The 25,476-nt window shown below is 57.3% G+C and carries 29 protein-coding genes; 25 read left to right on the top strand and 4 right to left on the bottom strand.

All coding sequences use genetic code 11. The features are described from left to right. Positions 1-11 precede the first annotated feature (11 nt). Positions 12-875, top strand: a complete 864-nt coding sequence (locus NNL35_RS28740; RefSeq protein WP_238535424.1) for a MurR/RpiR family transcriptional regulator — start codon at positions 12-14, stop codon at positions 873-875. Positions 876-1,573: 698 nt separating this feature from the next. Here NNL35_RS28740 and NNL35_RS28735 read toward each other — a convergent pair. Further along, positions 1,574-2,806: an IS110 family RNA-guided transposase gene (locus tag NNL35_RS28735; protein ID WP_254552890.1), complete on the bottom strand. Its 1,233-nt coding sequence runs from the start codon at positions 2,804-2,806 to the stop codon at positions 1,574-1,576. A gap of 628 nt (positions 2,807-3,434) precedes the next feature. Between NNL35_RS28735 and NNL35_RS28730 the strand changes: the two genes are divergently transcribed. Further along, complete coding sequence (locus NNL35_RS28730) at positions 3,435-5,279, top strand: ABC transporter ATP-binding protein (RefSeq protein ID WP_006677488.1); 1,845 nt, start codon at positions 3,435-3,437, stop codon at positions 5,277-5,279. Positions 5,280-5,441: 162 nt separating this feature from the next. Here the strand turns inward: NNL35_RS28730 and NNL35_RS28725 are convergent, their stop codons facing one another. Then, positions 5,442-6,593 (bottom strand): virulence factor, encoded by a 1,152-nt coding sequence (locus NNL35_RS28725; RefSeq protein ID WP_006677489.1) that lies wholly within the window; start codon positions 6,591-6,593, stop codon positions 5,442-5,444. A gap of 447 nt (positions 6,594-7,040) precedes the next feature. Between NNL35_RS28725 and NNL35_RS28720 the strand changes: the two genes are divergently transcribed. Next, positions 7,041-8,006 (top strand): MBL fold metallo-hydrolase, encoded by a 966-nt coding sequence (locus NNL35_RS28720; protein ID WP_006677490.1) that lies wholly within the window; start codon positions 7,041-7,043, stop codon positions 8,004-8,006. Positions 8,007-8,146: 140 nt separating this feature from the next. On the opposite strand, the gene rsgA is transcribed toward NNL35_RS28720, so the two are convergent. Next, positions 8,147-9,322 carry a ribosome small subunit-dependent GTPase A gene (gene rsgA / locus NNL35_RS28715; protein ID WP_254553940.1) on the bottom strand — a complete coding sequence of 392 codons (1,176 nt, stop codon included), beginning with the start codon at positions 9,320-9,322 and terminating at the stop codon, positions 8,147-8,149. A gap of 447 nt (positions 9,323-9,769) precedes the next feature. Between rsgA and NNL35_RS28710 the strand changes: the two genes are divergently transcribed. After that, positions 9,770-11,401, top strand: a complete 1,632-nt coding sequence (locus NNL35_RS28710; RefSeq protein ID WP_006677493.1) for an ABC-F family ATP-binding cassette domain-containing protein — start codon at positions 9,770-9,772, stop codon at positions 11,399-11,401. 76 nt (positions 11,402-11,477) lie between these two features. On the opposite strand, the gene NNL35_RS28705 is transcribed toward NNL35_RS28710, so the two are convergent. Then, positions 11,478-11,939, bottom strand: a complete 462-nt coding sequence (locus tag NNL35_RS28705) for an ArpU family phage packaging/lysis transcriptional regulator (RefSeq protein WP_006677494.1) — start codon at positions 11,937-11,939, stop codon at positions 11,478-11,480. 234 nt (positions 11,940-12,173) lie between these two features. Between NNL35_RS28705 and NNL35_RS28700 the strand changes: the two genes are divergently transcribed. The 21 genes from NNL35_RS28700 to NNL35_RS28600 all read left to right on the top strand — a co-directional run bounded on the left by NNL35_RS28700 (position 12,174) and on the right by NNL35_RS28600 (position 25,404). Next, positions 12,174-12,812, top strand: a complete 639-nt coding sequence (locus NNL35_RS28700) for a hypothetical protein (RefSeq protein WP_254553939.1) — start codon at positions 12,174-12,176, stop codon at positions 12,810-12,812. After that, the gene (locus tag NNL35_RS28695) at positions 12,812-13,810 is read left to right on the top strand and encodes a DUF3383 family protein (protein WP_006677496.1); all 999 of its coding nucleotides are present in this window, start codon (positions 12,812-12,814) and stop codon (positions 13,808-13,810) included. The genes NNL35_RS28700 and NNL35_RS28695 overlap by 1 nt, the downstream gene beginning before the upstream one ends. An 82-nt stretch (positions 13,811-13,892) precedes the next feature. Continuing rightward, positions 13,893-14,297 (top strand): phage structural protein, encoded by a 405-nt coding sequence (locus NNL35_RS28690; RefSeq protein WP_006677497.1) that lies wholly within the window; start codon positions 13,893-13,895, stop codon positions 14,295-14,297. A 36-nt stretch (positions 14,298-14,333) separates the two neighbouring features. Continuing rightward, positions 14,334-14,618, top strand: coding sequence for a hypothetical protein (locus NNL35_RS28685; protein WP_006677498.1), 285 nt, complete (start codon positions 14,334-14,336; stop codon positions 14,616-14,618). Positions 14,619-14,649: 31 nt separating this feature from the next. Continuing rightward, a complete protein-coding gene (locus tag NNL35_RS28680; RefSeq protein ID WP_254553938.1) occupies positions 14,650-14,790 on the top strand; it encodes a hypothetical protein in 141 nt (46 codons plus the stop codon). Beyond that, entirely contained in the window at positions 14,783-16,564 is a 1,782-nt protein-coding gene (locus NNL35_RS28675; RefSeq protein WP_040731732.1) for a hypothetical protein, read from the top strand. The genes NNL35_RS28680 and NNL35_RS28675 overlap by 8 nt, the downstream gene beginning before the upstream one ends. 37 nt (positions 16,565-16,601) lie before the next feature. Further along, positions 16,602-17,348 (top strand): LysM peptidoglycan-binding domain-containing protein, encoded by a 747-nt coding sequence (locus NNL35_RS28670; protein WP_006677499.1) that lies wholly within the window; start codon positions 16,602-16,604, stop codon positions 17,346-17,348. A 61-nt stretch (positions 17,349-17,409) separates the two neighbouring features. Further along, positions 17,410-17,730, top strand: a complete 321-nt coding sequence (locus NNL35_RS28665) for a phage baseplate plug family protein (RefSeq protein ID WP_006677500.1) — start codon at positions 17,410-17,412, stop codon at positions 17,728-17,730. Then, complete coding sequence (locus NNL35_RS28660; protein WP_006677501.1) at positions 17,714-18,508, top strand: phage protein; 795 nt, start codon at positions 17,714-17,716, stop codon at positions 18,506-18,508. Before NNL35_RS28665 ends, NNL35_RS28660 begins: the two co-directional genes overlap by 17 nt. A gap of 43 nt (positions 18,509-18,551) precedes the next feature. After that, entirely contained in the window at positions 18,552-18,824 is a 273-nt protein-coding gene (locus NNL35_RS28655; protein ID WP_006677502.1) for a hypothetical protein, read from the top strand. Beyond that, positions 18,821-19,189: a DUF2634 domain-containing protein gene (locus NNL35_RS28650; protein WP_006677503.1), complete on the top strand. Its 369-nt coding sequence runs from the start codon at positions 18,821-18,823 to the stop codon at positions 19,187-19,189. Before NNL35_RS28655 ends, NNL35_RS28650 begins: the two co-directional genes overlap by 4 nt. After that, positions 19,161-20,345: a baseplate J/gp47 family protein gene (locus tag NNL35_RS28645; protein ID WP_006677504.1), complete on the top strand. Its 1,185-nt coding sequence runs from the start codon at positions 19,161-19,163 to the stop codon at positions 20,343-20,345. Before NNL35_RS28650 ends, NNL35_RS28645 begins: the two co-directional genes overlap by 29 nt. Beyond that, positions 20,338-20,976, top strand: coding sequence for a hypothetical protein (locus NNL35_RS28640; protein ID WP_006677505.1), 639 nt, complete (start codon positions 20,338-20,340; stop codon positions 20,974-20,976). The genes NNL35_RS28645 and NNL35_RS28640 overlap by 8 nt, the downstream gene beginning before the upstream one ends. Before the next feature lie 99 nt (positions 20,977-21,075). Beyond that, positions 21,076-22,260: a tail fiber protein gene (locus tag NNL35_RS28635; protein ID WP_006677506.1), complete on the top strand. Its 1,185-nt coding sequence runs from the start codon at positions 21,076-21,078 to the stop codon at positions 22,258-22,260. A gap of 189 nt (positions 22,261-22,449) precedes the next feature. Next, on the top strand, positions 22,450-22,698 hold the full coding sequence (locus tag NNL35_RS28630; RefSeq protein WP_254553937.1) for a hypothetical protein: 249 nt from the start codon (positions 22,450-22,452) through the stop codon (positions 22,696-22,698). Next, on the top strand, positions 22,698-22,805 hold the full coding sequence (locus tag NNL35_RS28625) for a CD1375 family protein (protein ID WP_193372689.1): 108 nt from the start codon (positions 22,698-22,700) through the stop codon (positions 22,803-22,805). Before NNL35_RS28630 ends, NNL35_RS28625 begins: the two co-directional genes overlap by 1 nt. A gap of 75 nt (positions 22,806-22,880) precedes the next feature. Continuing rightward, positions 22,881-23,297 (top strand): phage holin family protein, encoded by a 417-nt coding sequence (locus NNL35_RS28620; protein WP_006677508.1) that lies wholly within the window; start codon positions 22,881-22,883, stop codon positions 23,295-23,297. An 81-nt stretch (positions 23,298-23,378) separates the two neighbouring features. After that, positions 23,379-23,774, top strand: coding sequence for a sigma-70 RNA polymerase sigma factor region 4 domain-containing protein (locus NNL35_RS28615; RefSeq protein ID WP_006677509.1), 396 nt, complete (start codon positions 23,379-23,381; stop codon positions 23,772-23,774). Then, positions 23,744-23,935, top strand: a complete 192-nt coding sequence (locus NNL35_RS28610; RefSeq protein WP_050979429.1) for a hypothetical protein — start codon at positions 23,744-23,746, stop codon at positions 23,933-23,935. Before NNL35_RS28615 ends, NNL35_RS28610 begins: the two co-directional genes overlap by 31 nt. Positions 23,936-24,027: 92 nt before the next feature. Then, positions 24,028-24,690 carry an N-acetylmuramoyl-L-alanine amidase gene (locus NNL35_RS28605; RefSeq protein WP_006677510.1) on the top strand — a complete coding sequence of 221 codons (663 nt, stop codon included), beginning with the start codon at positions 24,028-24,030 and terminating at the stop codon, positions 24,688-24,690. Between the two features lie 93 nt (positions 24,691-24,783). Next, positions 24,784-25,404, top strand: coding sequence for a hypothetical protein (locus NNL35_RS28600; protein WP_006677511.1), 621 nt, complete (start codon positions 24,784-24,786; stop codon positions 25,402-25,404). Positions 25,405-25,476: the final 72 nt, after the last annotated feature.

Genomic DNA, 25,476 nt, shown 5'->3' with positions numbered 1-25,476 from the left:
ACATTAAGGGGGTGGATGCACTGCGCACTGTAAGTATTCTGACTCGCATTCATTCCATGTATAATTCCTTCACGAACACCGAGCGCAAAGTAGCGGATTATATATTGGAGCATACGAGAAGCGTCATCTATATGTCCATTACCGATCTGGCCGATGCCTGCGACGTCGGGGAATCGAGTATTTTCCGGTTCTGCAAGTCGCTCAACTTCAAGGGCTATCAGGAGTTCAAGATCGCATTGGCGCACAGCATTACGGTGGAAAATGAAATTCCGCAGCTGACCGAGCAGATCGGGATGGACGACACGATCGAGCAGGTGGCATCCAAAGTATTGACCACGAATGTCAATGCGATCAACGAGACGTACGATCTCCTCAAGGCCGACGATATCGAGAAGGCGATCGAGTACATGGTTCAGGCGGAGCGCATTCATTTTTTTGGCGTGGGCACGTCCTTGATTACCGCGCTGGAAGCGAAGAACAAATTTATGCGCATCACGAAGAAGACGGAATGCTCCTTCGACTCCCATCTTCAGATGATGTCGGCCGCCCTCATGACCGAGCGCGACGTGGCGGTCATGTTCTCTTACTCGGGCTCGACCAAGGACACGATCGAGGTTGCGAAGAAGGCGAAGGAGAAGGGAGCCAGGATCATCTCGATCACCCGCTTCGTCAAATCTCCGCTGACAACGCACTCGGATGTTACGCTCCTCTGCGGAGCGAATGAGGGCCCGCTCCAGGGCGGATCCTTGTCCGCGAAGATCGCGCAGCTGTACTTGCTGGATGTGCTGTATGTCGAGTATTTCAAGCGCACGTACCAGGAATCGATCGACAACAAGGAGAGCACGGCGAACGCCGTCATTGAGAAGCTGCTGTAGAACGCCCGCGGATAAGGGGAGCGCAGCGGTGGGGCGGACAGCCTCGAAGCTGCGGGGCGAGACGGAAGGAAGCCGGGCTGCGGAGCGAGACGGAAGGGACCGCGATGCTTCTCTTGCCGGCCCCCTTATCTTCCTTGTATCGATCGCCATTATGGATTACTGGAGAGCAGTCGGTGCAGACTGCTCTTTTTTGTTTGTGGGGCACAGGTCCTGCACAGTCTGCAAAAACAACACAACCAACTCCGCCCAGCAGCAATCCTGCAAAAATCAGGCTGTTGGAAAACCCCTTTTTTTCGGAGGGGTGATTACCTAATCGAAACTTGGCATTCAGAGCGTCATCGCCTTCTGGAGACATCATAATCTCCTGGCGTTTTAACGTGTGGAGGGAATTGCTGCTATTTTACAGGAATTTCGGCTCAATGAGTCCACATTTCGAGGAATTGCTGCACAGCTACATCATTTTAGGCCCTTTTGAGATAAGTTGAAGAGAAACGGGTGAAATTGCTGCAGTTTTACAGGATTCCCATTCTGGTGAAGTCGCCCCTACAGAATTGCTGTATTTTATACGAAAATAAAAACGTTGAAGTAAGCACGACAGCCCTTTCAAAATGTATGAATAGAACTTTTTCGGGCCATTATTACTCTAAGAAAGCAAAAAAAGACTCACCCCCCGAAAATGATCACATCATTTTCAAAATTTAGCTTGTTTCGTTTTCAGTTAGTTGAAGTGCAAAGCCCAGCTCTTGGAGTTTCTTTACGTAAAAATTAGCTGTTCTTTGTTTAGACATGCGTACCTGCATGTCTATTTCTTTGTATGGCGTTCCTTCTTTCATCATGGCATAAATGATCTTAATTAAGAGATGTCCGGTTGCTACGCTTGCTGTTTTTTCGCCTCGTCGTTTCCGTATCCGTCTAAAGTGCTCACCTATTCGATTCCTTGACCTGTAATTTGCCCATGCCGCTTGCGTTATGCTACGTTTCAGATACTTGTTCCCTTGCAGGCATTTCCGGCTTTTCTTGCGCCCCGCGCTCTCATTATTACCTGGAGATACCCCTGCCCATGAGGTGAATTGCTCGACCGTGGGAAAACGCGTGGCGATATCCGGCCCCATTTCTGCAAATATAGCGGAAGCGCAAGACTTGTCAATTCCGGGAATGCTGTCTAAACACTCAATCTCTTTTCGATAAGGCTCAAGCTGTTCGTCGATTAATGATTCAATTTCTTGCAGTTCTGCTTCCTCGAACAGCAGGTGCTTCCAGTGTGCACGCATCATAACACGATGATGTCGCCGTAGCTGACCATTCAGAGCTTCAACTAACTGAGGCACTTTTGTTTTTAGCTTGGTTTTGACAAGTTCGCGTACGTCATCTTCTACGAGTACTTCTCCGTCCATGAGCTTTTCCAGAAGCAGACGCCCGGATACGCCGAACAAATCACTCATAAAACTCGTAAGCTTGATGTTTCCGTCTTGAAGAATTTTATGGATACGATTCTTCTCAGAAGCAATGGTCACCACGATTCTCAGACGATACCTCGTTAGATCTCGTAAATCCCGCAAATGCTGCGGCAACACCACGCTTGGTTGAATGAGACCACAACGATGAAGTTGTGCAATCCACTCCGCATCTTTCTTGTCTGTCTTACGCCCTGGTGTATTCTTGATTTGTTTAGCGTTTGCCAACACTAAATAGCAGCTAGACTCTAAAATATTCCATACCGGTTTCCACAGCACACCTGTGCTCTCCATGGCTACTTCTTTACACTCATGTGCGTTAAGCCAATCTTGAAGTCGGAGTAGTTCGGTAGTTGTTGTTCCAAAGCTTTCGATGACTTTCTTGGGCTTGGATTCTAAATCCCCGTAAAGGATACAGGCAACTACTGTTTTTTGATGGACATCTAATCCGCAACAGCATTCGCGTACGGCATCCATGCTTGCACCTGCTTTCATGTGTACTAACAAATCATGCGACCTGAATAAGGAAATTTTATACACGCACTTGGGTGTGCATTGGGCGGTTCTCGCGATCGCAATTGGACGGTTTGTGCAACAGGGTCGTACCCCAATAATACAGTCGTCCTTGGATTTGTTAGTCTCATGATTACCATCTACAGTAACTTTAAAAGTTTACATCTACCTATTTTCATTCTGGGGGGTGACGTCGTAGACGTCATGGGGGTTTGTGCAGGATTTTGCCTACTGAATCAACGTGTCTTGCGAAACCGTACAGTTTTGAGGACTTCGCCTATCGGATAGACATTTCATTGTGCAGTTTTCAGGCACTTCGATCAGATAAAATTTTTCTACTGAGAGACAGGTCCTGATGAAGTGCCCAAAAATCCTTTGGACTTTCTCAACAGCCTGAATTTCGCAGGAATTTCGAGATCTGTGCAGCGAGTTACGCGAAATACCCTCGTTTTTTCTACGGGCAATGTCTTCCTAACCCGCTTTTTGCGATTATAATAGAATCAACATCACAGTACTACAATGGTGACAGTGTAAGGCAAGACATATACTGGCGTAAACGGGGAGATAAGCCGGATAATGAGGGGGAATCTGAATGTACCAAGGCTGGGGCAACCGCCCGGTTCCAATCCGCGATGCGAAGGGCCAGCCGCGCGTCTCAGTGAAAGACGTGTCCTTCAAGCGGATCGGGGCGCTGTTCCGACCGTATCTGTTCCGGCTTTTCTGGATTGTGTTTCTGGCGCTCTCCGGCGCCGTCATCGGCCTGATGCCGCCGCTCGTCATGCAGCGCATTATCGACATCGCCATCCCGAACAAGGATGTGGCGCTGCTGCTGACCTGCGCTTCCCTGCTCGTCGTGCTGCCGATCGCAAGCGGGATGCTGGGCGTGCTGCAGAGCCATCTTAATACGCTCGTTACGCAGCATATCATGTCCGATCTGCGGCAGGGATTGTTCCGGAACCTGCAGCGGCAGTCGGTCGGCTTCTTCACCGCCGCCCGCTCCGGCGAGGTCATCCAGCGGGTGACCGATGATGTGGCCGCGATTCAGAATGTCGTCACGAATGTCGCCGTCTCTTCGCTCACGCAGATCGTCATCATCTGCACGACGATTGGCATCCTGTTCACGCTCGACTGGAAGCTGGCGCTGATGGCGATCGTCATCCTGCCGTTGTCGATGATTCCGGTGCGCAAAGTATCGGGCTACCGCAAGCGGCTGCGCTCGGAGACACAGAAGGTGCGGGCCGATATGTCCGCGCAATTGGGGGAAGTGTTCGGCGTCTCGGGCGCAATGCTGACCCGTATCTTCGGGCGTGAAGCTGCCCTGCAAGCCCGCTTCGAGGAGCAGAACAACAAGGTGAAAGAGCTGGAAGTGAAGCTCAATCTGGCCGGACGCTGGTTCTTCATGTTCGTCTCGACGCTGGGGCCGCTCGGCACGGCGCTGATCTATATGTACGGAGGTTATCAGGTCATATACGGCCCGATGACGATCGGCGCGATCGTCGCCTTCGCGGCCTATCTGTCCCGGCTGTATCAGCCCTTCGGGACCTTGCTGAATCTGCACGTCGAGGTCGTGACCGCGATGGGCGTGTTCCATCGCATTTTCGAATATATGGATATGGAGCCGGAGGTGACGGACCGGCCGAATGCGAAGATGCTTGACACGGTTCAAGGCGCGGTGGAATTCTCAGATGTCACCTTCCGCTATGGCAGCGGAGGAGAGGTGCTGCGCGGCATCAGCTTCCAGGCGGATCCCGGGGAAGTGGTCGCCCTTGTCGGGCCGAGCGGCGCCGGCAAATCGACGCTGATCAACCTGATCGGCCGCCTGTATGACGCGAGCTCAGGCACGGTCTCCATCGACGGCCATGACGTGCGGGACGTGACGCTGGAGTCGCTGCGCGCCCAGGTCGCGTACGTCACCCAGGAGTCGTTCATGTTCCATGCCACCGTGGCCGATAACCTGCGTATCGCCAAGGACAGCGCGACGCAGGCCGAGCTGGAGGAGGCTTGCCGCAAGGCTTATATTCACGATATGATTGCCGGCCTGCCGCAAGGCTATGACACCGTCGTCGGGGAGCGGGGGCACCGTCTCTCCGGCGGGGAACGGCAGCGGCTGGCGATCGCGCGGGCGATTCTCAAAAATCCGCGCATCCTCATTCTCGATGAGGCGACATCCCATCTGGACTCCGAATCGGAGGCGTATGTGCAGGCAGCTCTGTCGGAGCTGATGCAGGGGCGGACGACCATCGTCATCGCCCACCGCTTGTCCACGGTCCTCTCCGCCGACCAGATTCTCGTCGTGGAAGAGGGCGAGATTGTGGAGCGGGGACGGCATGAAGCGCTGCTGAAGCGGGAAGGGCGCTATGCCTCGCTGTACACGACGCAGTTCCATGCGACACAGCATCCGGAAGAAGCGGCAATGGCGCCGTCGCCGGGACATTGAGCTGATTCCCGGGCTGTAGAGTTCGGATATGATCACAAGACGGTATCCGCTCAGGATACCGTCTTGTGCTATGGGCAGGCGTGGCGTGTCCTGCTAAAAAGGGAAGCACCCTGCCGTTCCGTTGTTCCATTGTCTACTGAACTGCTGCAGCGCCGCCTAGTGTTAGGCCCTTTCGGCTTCGGATTGCTCGCGCAGGCGGGCCATCTGCTGCCAGACCGTGCCGACCGCTTCCTCGCCGGAGCGGATGCGTTCGAGCGCCATGCGCGCCTGCAGCGCGACCTCGAATTCGCTGTCGTTCGCCGCTTCCTCCAGCGCCGGCACGGCCCGCTCGTCTCCCGCTTCGTAGAGAAAGCGGGCCGCGCGCCAGCGGACCAGCTTGTTCTTGTCCTTCAACGCTTCGATCATCGGCTCGATCGCCGCCGGATCGCCGATATCGGACAAGGTGTCCCCTGCTGTGCGGCGGACGCTGACCGAGGCATCACGCAGCGCTTCGAACAGCAGCGGCAGGCATTCCTGCGTCTTGATCTCGCCCAGGTAGACGACCGTCAGGCGCCGAATCTGGCTCTGCGGGTCGCGGAGCGTCTCCGCCAGCAGCGGCAAGCGGCTGGCCTCCGGCTCCATCCGATCGAGCGCTGCATAGCGCACGCGCCAATCGCTGTCCTTCAAGCGCGCGGCCAGCTCTTCTTCCGTCAGCTCGCGCCGCTCCTCGATGAACGGCTCATCGCTCTTGGCCTTCTCGATCGCCTGGCGCACGAGCGAAGCAAGCCGCTCCTCCGGATAAGCGGCCTCCAGCTCCTGCTCCACCTCGCGCGCGATATCCGCCAGCTCGCCGTAGCGGATGCCGTAGTCGCTCAGCTTGCGCTCCTTGATCAAGGTGGCGCTGGCGACCTCGGTGACCGCCTTCACGAAGCGCTCGGACAGGCCGACGCGCTCCTCACGGTTATCCGCCTGCACCCGAATCTGCATCGGAATGCCGCGGAAATATTGAACATAGACCTGCGCCTCGCCGAAGGAGGTCCAGGCCGACCATTCCTCGCCCTGTCCGCTCTCTTCCTGAGACTGTCCGAAAATATCGCGCACATCGGCCAGGATGCGGGCCCAATCCGCATTCGGATAGCGATCCAGCGCGATGAAGTCCGCGGTATGAAAGACGCTCTTCACGCCGTCGATATCGAGCAGCTGCCCGATGATCGGCGGCGCGGAGCGGCGGTTATCTTCAGAGTAGGTTCGCCGTACGCCCGCCGGCAGCGTCTCATCCAGATGAAGCTTCATGGAATTCGGACTCGGCGTCGGTTCGATTGTGATCAATTGCATTGACGGCACCTCCTGTATCATTCTGGTATGTCTCCATTGTACATGAAGGCATAGCCGGGAACAATGCGGGTCCTCGGACAAGATGTTGTGAGGGAAGAGGTTGGAACGGGCCGCTTTGAGTTAAAAATAGAGAAAAGCGCTTTGCGGCAGCAGCCTGCCTCAACCGCTCTAGCGCTGTGGGCGTTCGCTGCTTTTGCCGGACGGAGATAGACGGCGCTGCGGCGCGCGCATACGATAGAGGCAGACAGCGCCGGGCCGCGTGCGGCGCGGAAGCGGAACGACGCAATGGTTGGAGAACGCCGGCTGGGCGGCGGGGTGAATTGGAGTTCGCCGGACCGATTTGTTATTCTAGTACGAGAATGGATTTTTCTTGCCCGGCCCTTCCTTGCTGATGCACGATCGAACGGCAAGGCTTACGAATACTTGGTGTGCAAATGAGGTGGTGCCATGAAGCGCTATTACACGAATATGGACAATGTGTCGACAGAAAAAGCATGGAAGCAATTCCGGCGTTGGCGCGCCGAACGCAAAGTGCGGCTGAAGCAGAAGGATTATTCTTATGTCGTTCCGCAGGTGGAGCCGGATCTCGCCAGGCTGCATGCCAATGATGGCGGCCTGTCCGTCACCTGGATCGGGCATTCCACCTTCCTGCTGCAAATGGGCGGCTTGAATATCGTCACGGATCCGGTATGGGCGGCGAGCATGGCGATGGAGAAGCGATTGTCTCCGCCCGGCATTCCGATTGATCAGATGCCGCCGGTTGATGTCATTCTCATCTCGCACTCCCATTATGATCATTTGCATTTGGGCTCGCTTCGCAAGCTGGTAAGCCCGCGCACGCTGCTGGTCGTGCCGGGAGGGCTCAAGGCGAAGATGGTGCGCAAAGGCTTCCCGCAGACGGTCGAGCTGGAATGGTGGAAGGAACTCGTGATTGATTCCGTACGAGTGACCTTCGTGCCGGCCCAGCATTGGACGCGACGGACGCTTTCCGATATGAACCGCTCCCACTGGGGCGGGTATGTGCTGGAACGGATGGATTTCGAAGCCGCGGAGTCGGGAGAGCGGCTGCCAGCGAAGGAGACGGTTTATTTTGCCGGGGACAGCGGATATTTCCGGGGCTTCCGGGAGATTGGCCGCCGCTTCGCTATCGATGTCGCGCTGTTGCCCATCGGCGCCTATGAGCCGGAATGGTTCATGTCCCGTCAGCATGTGACGCCGGAGGAAGCGCTGCAGGCGTTCGAGGATGTAGGCGCGAAGCTGATGATCCCGATGCATTACGGCGCCTTCAAGCTGGCCGATGACACGCCGAAGGAAGCGCTCGATCGGCTGGAAGCGGAACGGCTGCGGCGGAAGCTCGATGAGTCGAAGGTCAAGCTGCTGGCGCTCGGAGAGACGTGGCCAGGCGGACAATAGAAATGTAATCCATGCCAAAAAAGCCATTTGCCAAGGCGCTGAGCCTGGGGCAGATGGCTTTGTTGATCTTGGGGCGGGCATTGCCCGTCCAGCGAGCGGGAAGGCGAACCGTCCGTCAGGACGGCCCGCTTCGGCTGCGCTTAGCGGCGCTTGGCCGGCTTCCTTGCGCCCTTCGCCTCCAGGCGCCGCAAGCGGACTGCCTCGGCTTGGCGCATCCGGGCCTCTTCGCGCAGCAGCTTGCGGTAGCTGGCGAGGCGGCCCGCTTCCAGCTCGCCGGAAGCGATCGCGGCGTTCACCGCGCAGCCCGGCTCCTGGCTGTGCGAGCAGTCGTGGAAGCGGCAGGCGGCCGCCAAGGCCTCGATGTCCTCGAAGGCCGAGGACAAGCCGTCATGGTCGGCGGCGGTCATGCCGACCTCGCGCATGCCGGGCGTGTCAATGAGCCACGCCCCGCCTTCGAGCGGCAGCAGCTCGCGGTGCGTCGTCGTGTGCCGCCCTTTGCCGTCGCCGGCGCGCACCTCCTGCGTCGCCATCCGCTCGCCGCCGGCCAGCGCATTGGCAAGCGTCGACTTGCCGACGCCGGACGAGCCGACGAGCACGACCGTCGTCCCCGGGGCAAGCCGCGCGCGCAGCCGTTCTAGGCCGTCGCCGGTAAGCGCGGACACCGCGAACACGTCGGTGCCCGGCGCGGCGAGCTCGGCCTGCGCGATGAAGGTGTCAGCATCGTCGGCCGCATCGGCCTTCGTGAGCACGATGCAGGGCACGGCCCCGCTGTCCCAGGCAAGCGCGGCGTAGCGTTCCAGCCGGCGCGGCTCGAAGTCGAGCGTCATCGACGTGACGAGCAGCGCCACATCGGCGTTCGCCGCCACGACCTGCGCCTCCGGGCGGCAGCCGGCGACCTTGCGCGCGAACAGGCTGCGGCGCGGCAGCACGCCCGCGATCGTCGCGCGGCCTTCCGCCGGCCGCGGCGCGGCGGCCACCCAGTCGCCGACGGCCGGCCAATCGGCCGGAGCCGTCATCTGGTTGCGCGCCTGGCCGGATACGTCGGCGAGCCATTCGCTGCCGTCCGGGCCGGCGATGCGGTACAGATGCTTGTGCGCGAGCAAGACGCGCGCCGGCACCAGTCCGCCCGCATAGCGGCGCTGGGCGGCTTCGTTGAGCCCGTTCAACCATTGGCTCCACGTCTCGGTCCAGCGGCTGTCCCAGCCGAGGCTGGCCAGCCCGGCCAGCGCATCGCTGCCCGCAGCAGCTCCATTTATTTCATTTCGTTGTTGATTGTGGTCATTATGGATGTTGCAATAGCTATCGGTTTCGTTCAAGCCTGATATCTCCTTCGGTGCGGTCGATGCCGCATAAAATGAACTTGCGTTGCAGTACCAACGATGTCCCTTGCAGGGACAGACGACGTAGCGGCAGCAAGTTCGGGAGCACGGTATCAGGCGGGCCGACGCTTGGGATTAGAGTTGAATCATGCCGAAGCGCCGGGCGCTTGCTCGTTCCTCCCGAACGTTATATACAGATGCATTCACCATATAACATCCCTCGCTTTCATTCACAGATAGTTACATTATATAGGAAAAAAAGCAGCGGAAACAGCCCCCTGGCATATTTATCCGAACATCCCGGGAACGGCGAAGGTACGCGGGGGACAATTCGTCAGATTCAGATAGCAGGGGCGTCATTGCGCAGGAAGCGGGCATAACCGGCCATATTGTGCTATAATAGTCATTTGAATGATAAATCGCGTGTTAAAGGACGGGAATGCCATGATTAGTACAACCGGCGTTACGCTCCGATACGGCAAGCGGCCTTTGTTCGAGGATGTGAATATCAAGTTCACTCCCGGCAATTGCTACGGTCTTATCGGCGCGAACGGAGCAGGTAAATCGACATTTCTTAAAATATTATCCGGCGAAATCGAGCCTACCAACGGGGAGGTTCACATTACTCCGGGAGACCGTATGTCCGTATTGAAGCAGAACCATTATGAATACGATGAATTTCCGGTGCTGGAGACGGTAATTATGGGTCACCAGCGGCTGTACAGCATTATGAAGGAGAAGGATGCGCTCTATGCGAAGGCCGACTTCAGCGAAGAGGACGGCATGCGCGCGGGCGAGCTGGAAGGCGAGTTCGCCGAGCTGAACGGCTGGGAAGCCGAAGCGGATGCGGGCGAGCTGCTTATCGGGCTGGGTATTCCGAAGAATCTCCACGACGACAAAATGTCGGAGCTGGACGGCAACCAGAAGGTCCGCGTCCTGCTGGCGCAGGCCCTGTTCGGACGCCCGAACATCCTGCTGCTTGACGAGCCGACGAACCATCTGGATCTCGAGTCGATCAACTGGCTGGAGCATTTCCTGATGGATTATGAAGGCACCGTCATCGTCGTATCCCACGATCGTCACTTCCTGAACAAGGTGTGCACGCATATCGCCGATATCGACTTCGGCAAGATTCAGCTGTATGCGGGGAACTACGACTTCTGGTACGAGTCGAGTCAGCTGGCGTTGAAGATGGCGCGCGACCAGAACAAGAAGAAGGAAGAGAAGATCAAAGAGCTGCAGACGTTCATTCAGCGCTTCAGCGCGAACGCGTCCAAGTCGAAGCAGGCGACCGCCCGCAAAAAAATGCTCGACAAGATTACGCTCGACGACATCCGTCCGTCGAACCGGAAATATCCGTTCATCAACTTCAAGTCCGAACGGGAAGCAGGCAAGCAATTGCTCACGATCGAAGGCCTCACCATGACGGTTGAGGGCGAGAAGGTGTTCGATAATCTGCATCTCGTCGTGAACAAAGGCGACAAGATCGCCCTTGTTGGACCGAACGGCTTGGCGAAGACGACGCTGTTCCAGATTTTGATGGGCGAGCTGGAGCCGGATGCCGGCACGTTCAGCTGGGGCGTGACGACGTCGCAGGCGTATTTCCCGAAGGATAACTCGGCTTACTTCGACGGGGTGGAAGACAATCTGGTCGATTGGCTGCGCCAATATTCGAAGGATCAGGACGAGACATTCCTGCGCGGCTTCCTGGGCCGCATGCTCTTCTCCGGCGAAGAGGCGCTGAAGAAGGCGAGCGTCCTGTCCGGGGGCGAGAAGGTGCGCTGCATGCTCTCGAAAATGATGATGGCGGGCGCGAACGTGCTCATCCTTGACGAGCCGACGAACCACTTGGATCTGGAGTCCATCACCGCGCTTAACAACGGTCTGATCGACTTCGACGGCACGATGCTGTTCACGTCGCATGACCATCAGTTCGTGCAGACGATTGCGAACCGCATCATCGAGATTACGCCGAACGGCATCATCGACCGGGTGACGACATTCGACGAATACCTCGACAGCGACGAGATCAAAGGCTTGCGCGAGCAGATGTATCCGCAGGAGAGCAAGAAGTAAGGCTTATCGGAAAAAGAAAGGCCCGGACGACCTGGGAACAGGCGGTCCGGGCTTATTTGTCGTTGTGTTGTGGCCCTCATCCGCTATGACCCGGGAACACATACTGGAACGCGTGCAGCAGCTTCTGGAAGGCCCGCTTGCGGATATGGCCGTAGGTGACCGCGCTGATCGGCGGGTCGAAGGCGAAGCTGTATACGTTCGTGTCCGTGATGCGCGCCCCCTTCATATAGCGCTCGCGGATGAGCAACTGCTCGTCCGGCTCCAGTTGGTCGACGAGCGATTCAATCACTTCACAGAACGCGAGACATTCGTTCGCCTTGTCCGCATTATGCGCGGCGATGCTGCCGGTTGGATCGCCGACCCGGTTCGTCGCGCCGTGCTCCTTCGCTTCATATTTCATCGTGACCGCCGCTTCCCGCACCGCATACCGCATCACCTTGCACATCCGGTATTTCGCGAAAGTCTCCTCCATGAACCGCTTGGCCGCCTTCGGATCGAAGGAATCGAACGAAGGGATAGTGAATTGCCGGTCTTCCATATAGATTGTCCTCCTCCATAATCTGTTGCGATACATCCTTGTCTTATGAAAATGAGCCTGCCGATTCTGTGCCTCCCGCCGGCAGATTCATGAATAGATGAGAATATACTCATTATACCACAAAACGAGAACAAATGTTCGTTAATTTATTTAAAATAACGTTTTATAAATACTGTTGCTATTCTATAAAAATAGGATAAAACAAACATATGTTCCCCATATTATAATGCTATTGTGGACGAGTTGAGCAGAAGGGACACGCAATCGGCGGACGAGAGGGTGCGCGGCGAAGCTGCCAGAGGCACCGAATTTTCCCTTGCTCTGCTCCTCGATCCGCAACAATCGCCGGCGATGCTGCCGGTTTTTTTATTGCCGAAGAGAGGGGGGAGAGGCGGCTTGATTGTGTATCGCGATTATTTCGAGCAGTGGCTGCAGCCGCTGGCGGAGTCCGCGGGACTGCCGCTCGAACCGCTGCCGCTGGAGGCGTCCGGGGAAGGGCAGGCGCCAGACGGAGCCAGGCTGCTGTATCGCGTGTCCGTGCCCTACGCGGATCGCTCGCAGCGGCACCGGGATACGACCGGGCCGTTGACCAGGCTGGTCGAGATGGAATGGCAGTTGATCTGGTGTTCGCCCGATCCGTGGACGGCGATGGAGCACTGCCGCCAAGCGATCGGCTGGCTGTGGACCGAGGGCGTAGACAAGCTGGAAGGCTTGTCGGCCGCGTTGGTTCATGTCAGCGACGCGCAATGGGTGGCGGAACCGGTTCACGGACTGGAGATCCGCGTCCGTCTGCGCATGCGGGACTCGTTCGCCAGGACAAGTCCCGGCCATATTGAGAAGGTTCATATGACATTGAAGGAGATGAAGGAATAATGACGATCCAGGATGTTCAAGTGACGATTGATTTGCAGAAGCCGACAGGACGGTTGTCCTTCGGCATGCCGCTCATTCTCGGCAAGAAGGCGGGAGGATCGGCCTATAAGGAGTACGGCGATCTGAAGGCCGTTCAGGCGGATTTCGCCGAATCGACGGCGGAGTACAAGATGGCCGCAGCTCTGTTCGGCCAAGGGGACCGTTCTCCGGCCCGCATCGCGATTGCGGCATGCGATGAGCAGGAAGACGCGGCGGAGCGCCTCCGTTCCGTCATGGATATGGGCTGGTACTATCTGCTCTCCCCTGATAATAGCGAAGCGACGGTTACGGCGCTGGCGCAGGAGCTGGAGAAAGAGGACTACCGCCTGTTCGTGACGCGCGTGTCCGACAAGACGAAGCTGCAAGCGTTGAAGGCCGCCGGGTTCAACCGCACGGTCGCGTTCTATCATACCGATGCCAGCGCCTACCCGGATGCCGCGCTCGTCGGCTCGGTCGGATCCGCGGATGTCGGTTCCGTGACCTGGAAATTCAAGACCTGCACCGGCATCGCTCCATTGAAGCTGACGGCCGGCGAATTGATGGAGATTCATGACGGCGGGGCGATTACGTATGTGAACAAGCAGGGCGAAGCCCGCACATCCGAAGGCAAGACGCTGTCCGGCGAATATATCGATGTCATTATGGCGCGCGACTATGTTCGCGCCCGCATGGAAATGCAAATTCAGCATTTGCTCAATCAATCCAGCAAGATTCCATATACGGACGCAGGCATCGCGCAAATCGAGAGCACGGTGATCAATGTGCTGCTGGAGTCGTTCCGCATGGGCATCATTGCCGCGGATGACAGCGGCGAACCGCTGTTCGGCACCTCCTTCCTGCTTCGCAACCAGGTCGATCCGAGCGATCGCGCGAACCGCGAATACCGCGGCGGCTCGTTCTGGTTCGAGATTGCCGGAGCGGTGCATCAGGTGAAGGTGAACGGCGTCATCCGTTTCTAAGGGAGGCAGTGCAAATAGTCTGCTTTTGATCCCAAAGCATCCTTGCGGTTAAAAATATTGAATTTAAGGAAGGTGCACATTCATGAGTATCGGCATTTATGATGCGAAGCAAGTGTCCGTCGTCATTAACGGCGAGTATATTACGGGATTCGGCGAGAATACCTTCGTCTCCTGCGAAAAGGACGAGGAGCAGAGCGTGGCTCATGTCGGCGCGCGCGGCGAGGTGGCGATCGCGCACAAAAATAATCCGCTCGGCACAATCAAGCTCACGCTGATGTCGACGTCGCCGCAGATTGCCCTGCTGCACCGTCTGGCTCGCGAGAAGAAGCTGTTCTCGATCTGGGTGAAATCCAACAACGAGCCGGGCGAAACGATCGGGGGCACGCAGGCGATCGTGAAGAAGCTGCCAGCGGCCGCTTACGGCTCGGAGCTGGAGGATCGCGAATTTGAAATTCAAGTGCTGGATTACACGCATCGGGTGAACTAATTTCCATATCTGGATTCGGAAGAAAGGGTGAATGAAGTGAGCAAGCAACAGACGGTAACGATCGAGCAAGAGGAATATGTGCTGCAGCATCCGGGCGCCCGCGCCCTGATGCGGCTCTATGATGTGGCGCTCAAAGCAGACGGGGGATGGAAGCTGGAGCCGTCGATGGACTTTTTCCTTCAGCATGTCATTGTATCTCCGCGCCTGAGCTGGGAAGGGCTTGAAGAGAAGACCGACATCATGACGCCGCTCTGGCTCGAATGCGCGCGCTTCCTCGGCATGGTAGATACGCCCTTGGAATCCGAATCATCCGACGTATAGACATTCCATCTCCCGCAATCCGCTCCGGCAATTGTTCTGGCGCGTCGTCCTGAACAGCCGGGGCGGCATTACGTATGCGGAAGCGAGCGGGATGAGCATCGAGGAATTATGCGAGGCCGCCGCCGCTTTGGAATGGATGTACGGGACAGGAGGGGGGCAAGTCAATGGATGATCGGATTACCAAAAATGTGCACCGCGAGCTGCGCACGATGAACGGCAAGCTGGACGAGATTGGCTCCGTGTTCCGGATTATGACGGACAGCATACAGGAGCAGATCGCGGAGATGAAGCGCGCCGCCAGACCGAAGCGGGGCGGACCCGCCCTGGCGACCGGCGGCATCGCGTCGGATGTGAAGTCGATCGCGAATATGATGCGAAGACAGGCCTCTATCCGTCCGGGTGGGCAGAATCTTGCGCATGCAGCCCGGCCAAATGAGCTGGGGCAGCAGTTGTCCGCTTCGCTGTCGGCCCTTCAGAGCACGACGGTCGTGGTGCAATGCCCGGCGCAAGCGGAGGATAAGAAGTCAGGGAATGAGGAGAAATCGTACTGGAAAAAAGCCCTTGAATTCGCGAAAACCGCCCAAGATTATGTCTATGCCGCGAGCGATAGCATCACGAAAGTAAAAGATGCCATTGAAAATGTGGAGTTCGTGAAAAAGCTGTTCAGCGGGGAATCCGGCAGCCAATGCAAATGCTGCTGCTGCCAGGGTGGAGGAGGCATCTCGTCTGGCCTCGCGGGGGGAGGACGGAACAAGAAGAAAAAGCCGGGCCGGGGCAAACCTCTCAAGCTGAAGAGAGGAGCTCCAGGCCGAAGCGGCGGAGAAGGAGCGCAGCGCCAGAAGGAGCTTGGCAAGGCTGTCGCTCCGTCCAAGAACGGGACCGCCGCGCCGCCGGGCAAAGGCGGTACAGGCGTGCCGCCAGCCAAAGCCGGATCACTCGTTCCGCCAGCCAAAGGCGCTCCGGCTGCATCGTCGCCGGCTAATAGCGGTCCAGCCAATCCGCCGTCAGCAGGCGGAACGTCCGCCCCGTCGGCAACCGCCGCTTCGCCCGCTTCGGCTCCGCAAGGCAAGAGTGCATCGGCGTCCACGCCGTTTGCTCGCGCGCGACGGAAAGTAACGAGCCCCAAGCCCAAGCGGGGACTTTTGAAAAAGGTCGGGACCTGGGGCGCAGTGGCCGCCATGGCGGGCGACTTCGCCCTGAACATGTTCGGCCGGAAGAAGGAAGAGAAAGAGGAAGAGGAAGGCGGCGAATATGCGATCACGGCCGCCCAGACGACGGCGGAGACCGTGCAATCAGTCCAGGCCGCCACCGGGACGATGGCGGAGATCGCCACTTCGACATCAACCGCATCGGATGTCGGCAAGGCCGCGTCCGCCGCCAAGAAGACGGGCTGGTTCGGCAAGCTGCTGAAAGGCGCCCGCACCGTGAGTAAGGCGACGAGGTTTCTGCGCTTTACGCCGGCCGGATTTTTGGGCGGGCTGGCTTTGGATGCCGGGCTGTGGGCGGCAGAGAAGTTTTTGCTTCCAAAAGAGGAGGAACAGCCCGCCGCCGCGCCTGACGCGAAGAAGCTGAGCGTGCAAAGCCGGCTCCCCTCGCCTGCAGTTGCTGCGGGAACATACCGGCCCATGGCAGATGCTCCGTTGGCGTCTGCTCCGTCTTCTCCATTGCCGGAGCCTGTCCATTCCAGCAGCAGGGGCAGCTTCGGTCCGCCACTTCCTGCCGGGAACCGGAGCGGCCTCGATGTCACCGCCAATAGCAACGTGGTCATGAATCTGAATGTGAACGGCTATATCGATATGCGGATGATCGAGGAGATTAAGCGGATTGCGCGTGAACAATTCGACGCATCGTTCCGTTCGTTCGAGCGAAGCATCGCGAGCAAGCTGCCGCCGCCGAAGCCAATGCCGAAGCCGGTGGTTGCGGAAGGAGGCATGATGTCCTATTAGTACGCGAAAAAGCAAGTTAGGCGGAGTCGAACTGTTTGTGATTTCCGAGGAACCGGAATATTCGGTGCAGGTAAGCAGCCATAACATCGAGAAGGGCGGCATGGTCACCGACCATGTGCAGAGGGAGACGGTGAGCCTGCATTTGGAAGGCTTGCTGATCGGGCCGCAGGCCTCGAATTACAGGCATCGGCTCGTCACCGCGATGAATGAAGGGAAGCTGTTGCAATATAGCGGCCGCAATATGCTGTTGAATTGTGTCATTACGAGTCTGCGGACGACGCATGACAATTCGATCGCGAACGGCATGTCGTTCGCGATGACCTTGAAGCAGGTCAATCTCGTCAAGATCGCGTACGACAAGCTGCCGCCCAAGCGGAAAGCGGCCGTCAAGCCGAAGAGCCGCTCCGGCAAGCGGAATACGGCTTACCGGCCGAAGCCGGACGTTCATGTCGTGCGCCCCGGCCAATCGGTCAAAGATATCGCGGCCTACTACCAGGTCAGCGAAGCGGGGATTCGGGCCGGGATGAAGCTCGCCGGCATGCCGGGCATCGCGCAGGCGGGCATGATCGTGGCGCTTCAGACCGGGAAGAAATTGCTGTCGGACCAGAGCAAGACGAAGGCGAAGGGCGATCCGGTACGGATGTATCGCGTTCAGCCCGGCGACAGTTGGCCCTCGATCGCCAAGCAATTCGGAATCAGCGTAACAGCATTGCACGCCCTGAATTTCAAAAGGGTCAGCACCTATATGAGTCCGCCGCCAGGGACGGTCATTCGCGTAAAATGACGGGATCCCATTGGGAGAGCCCGCCCCGCTTGACTGGCGGCGGCCGGAAAGGGGGAGAAGCATGGCAATCATCCGGATAGATAAAGATCTGATTCCCTACTCCTTCGATATGGACTTGGGGGAACGAACATACACGTTCGAAGTGCGCTACAATGCGGCGCATGATTATTTTACGGTGGATCTGTCCGAAGGGGATAAGCCGCTGGCGCTCGGCGTGAAGCTCGTGTGGGGGCTGCCCTTGTTCGAGAGCATGGAGACGCGCGAGTTCCCGCTGGAGGTCATTGTGCCATATGGCGATCATCCGGGAGAGTTGATTACTTGGGACACGCTGGGGCAGTCTGTGCACCTTCATTTGGGGGATGACGATGGAATACTTATATAAGCGCGGCTGCGAGATTCTGATTGGCGGATACCGCTTCACCTATGGAGACTTGACGATGCAGGTCATCGCCGACTTCGACGACGACAAGGAACCGAGCGAATCAACGGTGGAGATCTACAATCTGTCCAAGCATACGCTCGCAAATATTCGGACCGGCATGCGCGTCATTGTGAACGCGGGGTACGGCAAAGACCTCGGCACGGTGCTTCAGGGCCGCATCGTGGAGGTGCGGACGAAGCGGGAGCAGACCGAACGGATCACGACGATTCAAGTGAAGGATGACGTGGCGGTCTCCATCTATGAGATGGCGCATACGTACCGGCCCGGGACGAAGGCGAGCGCGATCATTCACGATCTGCTGACGCAGGCGCAGATTCCGCATGGACCGGTAGATTTGGAATCGGATCATACCTATATGAAGGGCTTTATCGTGAAGGGCGATCCGGTGGACGCGATTCGCCGCGCGGCTTCCGCCTGCAAGACCGGCGTATATACGCGGCAGGGGAAGCTTTATTTTCAGGCGCAGAGCAATGGGGGCGGAGGAAGCTCCATCGTCAGGCTATCGCCGAAGAGCGGCTTGATCGGCAGCCCGCAGTCCTATGAGGAGAACAAGGAGGCTGGGGTCCGGGCGACATCCCTTCTGAACTACCGGCTGCATGCGGGCGCGCAGATCCGGCTCGTCAGCGAAGAGTTCGAAGGCGTGTACAAGGTGAAGCGGGGCAAGCATACGGTGTCGGCGGATCAATTCCTGACTGAGGTGGATTTGGTCAAAATCTAGGCGGGTGTCATTTTGGCGGAATGAGAGAAGGAGGTGGCGCGCATTGGGAACGAATCGGGCGGTCAGCGCCCTGGAGGCCTGGATCGATCATAAGATGTCCGGCACGGCGGGCGCGCAGATCGGCACGGTTGTCAGCCTGGCGTCGGGGACGGCGGATGTGGAGCTGGACGGGGAAGCCGGCCTCATCCGTTATCAGCTCCCGATGGTGGAGCAGGCCCCGGACATCGTGATCGAACAGGGGAGCCGCGTCCTCGTCGTGTTCACCGAGGCGGGCCAGAACGGCGGCGTCATTGTCGGAAAGGTGGCGGGATCATGAGAACGTGGGCGCTCCATGAAGGAGATATTCGAATAACCGATGGAGATATCGCCTGGATCGACGGGCGCGAGGAACTGGCGCAAGCGGTTTGCATTCGGCTGAGCACCCGTTTGGGCGAATATTTTTTGGCGCCGGATATGGGGCTTGATCATGAGCGGCTCGTCGGCAAGCAGGTAAGCGAAGACAGCATTCGCGAGGCGATTATGCGCTGCATCGCGGATGAACCGCGCGTGCAATCGGTGGAAGAAGTCACCGTGGAATGGGATGCGCATTCGCGCACCGTGCAGGCGCATGTCCTGATGACGAGCGCGGACGGAGAGGAGGTTGAGCTTGTCTATGCTGACAGAAGCGGGATTGAAGCGTAAGACGTACCATGAGATTTATGAGGAAATGGCGGCCGGCATGAGCAAGCGGCTGGGTCAGGATATCAATATGTCGGAGACGTCGCCGCTCGGCATGATGATGCAGGTGTTCGCCTGGCATTTGGCGGAGCTGTGGGAGGATGTCGAGCAGGTGTACCATGAGTCGTACATTCAATATGCGACAGGGGTCCAGTTGGATGCTTTGGCCGTATTCTACGGTCTGCGGCGGAAGCTGGAGCAGGCCGCGCATGGGCGTATTCAGGTGACCGGAACCCCGAATTATACGGTGCAGCCGGGATTGCAGGTTGGCACGAAGTCGGGGGTCTGGTTCACCACGGACGAGGTTTGCGCGCTGGATGAGAGCGGCAAGGGCGCGGTCACGGTGACGGCGATGGTGCCGGGCAGCACCGGCAACGTTCCGGCTGGCTCGGTCACGGAGCTGCTTACATCGGTGAAGGAGATTGCGGCGATCACGAATCCGAATAGCATGACTGACGGACGCGAGCGGGAAAATGACACCGAATTCCGCGATCGGCTGCGGGCGGCCCGGGATGGCAGCCATGCCGCCACGGTGGACGCGATCGTATCGGCTCTGCTGCAGCTTCCGGAGGTGAAGTCGGCGGCCGTACGCGTCAACGATACGATGGAGACGAACGCGGAAGGCGTTCCGCCGAAGTCGATTCGCGCCTATGTGCACGGGGGGCAGTCGGAGCAGATTGCACGGACCCTTTTCGAGAAAAAGGCGGCGGGCATCGGCACCGACGGCACGGAGAGGGTCAAGGTACGGGATGTGAGCGGGAACGAGCATGAGATTTGCTTCAGCCGCATGAAGCTGCTGGATGCGCATGTGGAAGCCGTCGTCAAGGCGGGGCCGTCGTTCCCGGCACGCGGCGAGGACGACATCGTCACCGCGATCGCGCAGTATATCGGCGGCGTCGGCGCGGATCGGCAGGATTATACTGGCCTGCCGCAAGGCTCGCGCATCGTGTACAGCCGCTTGCTGGCGGCGATTCAAAACGTGGACGGCGTCGAAGAAGTGAGCGAATTGAAGGTGAAGCTGGGCGCGGGCGACTGGGTCAGCGGCAACGTCGATATTCCGCTGTATGAGGTGGCCCGCGTGGCGCCGGAGCGGATTAAGGTGGCGGTAAGCGATGATTAAGCTGCATGACGTGATGGCGCTGCTCCCGGATGTCATCGAGAAGGAAGACAGCCGCTTCGCCCAGCTTGTGAGCGTCTGGCTCGAACAGATGAACGAGATACGCGCCACGGTGGAGGGCATCTCGGCCTGGAAGAGCATCGAGGAGGCCGAAGGCGCCGCGCTGGATGACATCGGCGGCAACCTGGGCCAGCCCCGCGGGCAGGCGACCGATGAGATCTACCGCATCCTGCTGCGCTCGAAGCTCGCCCGCATGAATGCGAGCGGGGATATCGATTCCATCATCGGCGTGCTGGCGTTAGCCCTCAATGCCGATCAGTCTGTCCTGGCAATCCGGGAAAAGCAGAACGACGCCCATGATCCCGAGCCCGCGGCGATTCAGGTCGTCAAGGTTCCTTACGAGCAGTTGAACCGCGTCGGCATGAGCCCGGCGCAGTTCGTCCGCCTCGTCCAAAGCGTCACCTCCGCTGGCGTCCGCGTGGCGCAGGTGGATCTGTCAGGGACGTTCGAGCTGTCATCCGTGGCGGACAAGCCGGAGCAGAGCGAGCACGGGCTGGCCGATGAAGCAATGACCGTCGGCGGGACGCTCGGGGATGTCTATACGCCGGGGCATGATTATCCGATTCCGGTGTAAGAGGGTTGCAGCATACAACAGCAGTTTTATTAATTGGAGAAGTAGATTCCTCAAATGGTCTAAAACTTTTTCAATAGATTCGATATGGGAGGGAGCCATATGGCATTTCTGAAGCCGCTTCCGGAGTGGAAGCAGCCCGGCATCCGGCCGCCGGAGTCCAAAATCAAAGAAGGCTACCAGGTTCTCGACAAGCCGCCAGCTGCGTGGCTGAACTGGCAGATGAACACGACCTACGAAGCCTTGCAGGAATTGCAGGAAAAGGCGGCGGAGAAGGAGGATGTCTCGGAGGCGCTGGGAGAGGCGAAGGCGTATACGGACGAGAAGGTCGCCGATATCGACCTGACCAAAATCTCGCCGGAGTCCATCGGTGCCGCCAAAAAGGCCGATCTGGATGCACACGCGGCCGACGCGGTGAAGCATATTACGGCGGCGGAGCGGACGGCGTGGAATGGCAAAGCTGATGTGAAACACACCCATGACGCTTCTGATATTGTTTCTGGTACGATTAATACAGGTAGATTGCCTGGCGCAACCACCAAACAATTTGGGGTTTGTAAATTATACGACGGGATAGATGGGGGTGTGGGGGCTGGTAATTATCTTGCCGCGTCACCACTCGCTGTAAAGCAAGTATATGATGAGATGATGCTGGTAAAGCAATCTGTCGTTGATGGGAAGGGGCAAGTGGCGGCAGCCATCAACGGCAAAGGTGGAGGGCCAGTTTCGTCCGCAAGCACTTTCCCTGAACTGGCCGCCGGAGTCAACCGCATTAGTATGGGCGGGTATTATCCTATATGGGTGGATGAAAAAATAACTGCTGAATATCAAATAAGAAACATAGACTTGGTTACCATAACCAACCCTAAGATAGTGATTTTCAGCCCCCTAGAAAACGTCAGTAATCCGTGCTCCTTCGAGATAAAAAATCATTACGGTGTTAATTGGGGTGATAGTAGAGCGTATGCCAGTCTGCAAATGGTAGATGACGCGGAGCGTATCATATACCTCCACGACATGGAGACTAACTCCCCCAAGTCATACTCAAGCTTACGCTTGCTGGAAAATGCTACATTCCGGCGCGACCTGCCTCATACAGTCTCCATTGAAAAAGGGTGGTATAATACCGACCCACTGGAAGAGCGTCGGTACATGATACCGAGAGACTTTAACTTCAATGGCCCTATAAAAATCAGATTAGCGCTAAAGTCAGCCCAATTTGTAGGCAATTCATCGTACCCTGAATATATTCAGGCAGTGTTGCGAGGAAACATTGTGTGGGCATAGCTCCGCGAAAGCGGGACTTTTAAAGATATTTAGGAGGGATAGCATGTAAGTTATTTACGATGAGCGGAGTAAAAGAGTAGAAACCATCTACCACAACCCAACACCCGAACAGATGAAGGAACCGGGGATGCACGTCGAATACCGCAACCGGATCATATTCTAGGCTTGCGTCCCATCCTTAAAATCGACGTGGATAAGGCTCAACTTTATTACGATTACGAGCGCCCCGACACTTTGGAGAGTAGAATCCTTGATCTATGCAAGGAGAATGTTGAAATAAAACTTGCCCTCGCCGAGCTTGCAGAAGCACAGGAAAAAGATAATACCGATACACACTTAGCTCTGACCGAGGTTGCAGAAACTCAAGAAAAAGACATTACCAACATGCAGATGGCTCTTGCCGAACTAGTAGAGATGAGCGAAGGAGGTGAGATGTAATGGTTATCATTTATTGCGACTTGATTAAAAAGGCATTGAAAACAATCGAAGATGTTCCAAAGCGCTGGAAAGCAGCCGTAAAGGAAAAGGTGGAACAAGAAGCATAAGCGTCGCACAGGCGCATTTTTCACGCCCTCACACCCCGTGAGGGCATTTTTCATCCCTGAAAGGAGGGACCACACATGGAAAGACTGGACGTGCTCTTAAAGTCAGCCTTTGCGGCGGCGGGCGGGACGGCAGCGTTTTTGTTCGGCGGCTGGCCGGCGCTGCTGCAAGTGCTGCTTATCATCGTCGCGATTGATTACGTGACGGGCGTGATGGCGGCCGGGGCCGAAGGGCGGCTGCGCAGCAGCATCGGGCTGATGGGCATCGCGCGCAAGGTGTTTATTTTTTTCGTCGTGGCGGTGGCGCATCAGGTGGACAGCGTGCTGGGGGATCAGCATTTGCTGCGCGACGCGACGATTTTTTTCTATTTGGCCAATGAGCTGCTGTCGATCATTGAGAATGGCGGCCGCCTGGGCGTGCCGCTGCCGCCGGTCATCAAGCAGGCGGTCGAGGTGCTGCGCGGCAAGGGCGAGGTTCGCGACAAGAACCAGTAAGCGCGGTTCGCTGCCGCCAACGGAGGCCGCGAGATAAACTGAGCGTTCAAAAGGCCGGTTTTGCTCCGGAAAGGGGGCGGAATGCCGGGCTTTTTGAACAGCTATCCGAAGGGGAGGAATGACGAAGTGACTCCGCAGACGACTCTTATGGAACGTGTTCGCAAGGAATTGTATCGCAGAGCCTGGAGGCTGCAATACCGGGCGAAGGCGGACCGCCACCGCGAGATCCCATGGAGGGCGGAATCCTTCGCCGCTCCCGATTTCACGGCGCAAGCCGACAACCGCATGCTCGTTCGGCAATTGCTGCAGGAACTGCCCCGCGACAAGGGTCGGGTTATTCTATACAGCCTGTATATAGAGAACGAGACAGAGGTTCAGATTGCGAGGAAGCTGAATCTGAGCCAGCAGGCGGTGAGCAAATGGAAACGCAAATCCCTTCACCGGTTATGTCAGAAGCTGAGTTCGCTGAATGGCTGAGGCGGGTCCGGCAGCATGACAAGGACGCCCTGATGCGCTTGCTTCGCTATTTCGAGCCCGACATTCAATATATGTGCCGCTTCATGCTCATGCCGAAGGAGGATGCGGAGCAGAGCCTTCGTCTGGAACTGATCGATCTGCTGAAGCATGCCGAGGTATGAGCATATGCGAGGAACCATTTGTATGGATGACAGCCGCTGCCTGGGAAGGTTGCGGCTTTTTTATTTTCAAGAGAAATGAGAGGATAACAACGATGAGTCTGGAAATTAAGCAGCGGCTGCTGCCCGACGGGCGGCCGAACAAGCCGAGCCGGCCGATGAAGCCGCAATATATAACGATCCATAATACGGACAATCCGGCTCCCGGCGCCACAGCCGAGGCGCATTCCCGCTATATTTTGAATGGAAGCGGCGGGGCGAAAAAGAGTTGGCACTATACGGTCGACGATCGCGAGATCTATCAGCATTTGCGAGAAAATGAGCAGGGCTGGCATGCGGGGGACGGCAACGGACCCGGCAATCTGCTGTCGCTTGGCGTCGAGATCTGCATGTACGAGGGGATGGATGAGCCGAAGGCATGGCGGCGGGCAGCGGAGCTGATCGCCCGGCTGGCGGAGAAGCACGGCATCGCCATGGAGCGTATCGTTCCGCACCGCCACTGGAGCGGGAAGGCTTGCCCGTCGCGCGTGCTGCCGCGCTGGCAGGAGTTCATGAAGCTCATAGAAGAGCAGCGGGGAGGACAAGGCAAGCCCGAGGAGCGGGATTATGCGGGCCACTGGGCCGAATCGTCGATCCAGTATGCGATCGCCAATGGATTGATGGCGGGCCGCGGCTCCGGGTTTGCCCCGAATGAGCCGGTCACGCGTGCCGAGCTGGCGGTCGTCGTCGAGCGCCTGTGCAAGCAAATAAAAGCATAGCCATTCCTGTGTCCTGAGGCTATCCGGTTCTATCGCCACCTTTTGGAAAATGGTAACATAGAAAAAACGAAGCTTCCGAATAGGGAGGAGATTATGGATACCATCGAGATCGAACCGGGACAAGCCATTGGAACGATAAAGCTCGGGATGAGCAGGGATGAAGTGGAGGAATGCATTCGCCAATATGCGTCCCGCTATGAATGCCGCGATGATATTTCGTTTGATTTTTCCTCGTATTTCATGCCGGAATATGATTCGAATGACCGCTTGATTGCGCTCCAAATGACAAGCGATGTGAAGGAGCATGCTCATTGTCTTTGCCATGGATTTCATGTGTTTCGCACGAAGGCAGATGACTTGGTTGAGGCGCTGGACAAGATTTCTCCATATTCGCGAACATGGGATGCATCCGCTGGATTCTGCTATCTCTTCACGGAGATGGGACTCACTTTATATCGTTCCCGTGTCTTTACCGAGAAAGATTTGGAGGAAGAGTGGTTTTTGGCCCAGTCGCTGGATGCTCAGGAGGATGATAGGAGGTTTTTCTATTTTGAAACGGTCTCGGTATGCGAATGGAGTTATTATGAGAGACTTAAGGAGTTGGAGGGAACCGCGAACGATTCCGAACTCTCCACCGAAGAGCCCCCTGCATCCGGGTCGAAGAGCAGCGAAGAATTGATTTTGGAGCTGAAAAGAAAGCATGGTCTCATCTAGGGATTCTCGATAGCCCCCGCAAGTATACGCCGCCCCTATCCGGTACAAGCTAAGAGGATGAAGCAGTGTTGC

The organism is Paenibacillus dendritiformis (genome assembly GCF_945605565.1).
Lineage (GTDB): Bacteria > Bacillota > Bacilli > Paenibacillales > Paenibacillaceae > Paenibacillus_B > Paenibacillus_B dendritiformis_A.
Note: the sequence above shows the minus strand (reverse complement) of the source record. Positions and strands in the feature narration are given on the sequence as shown.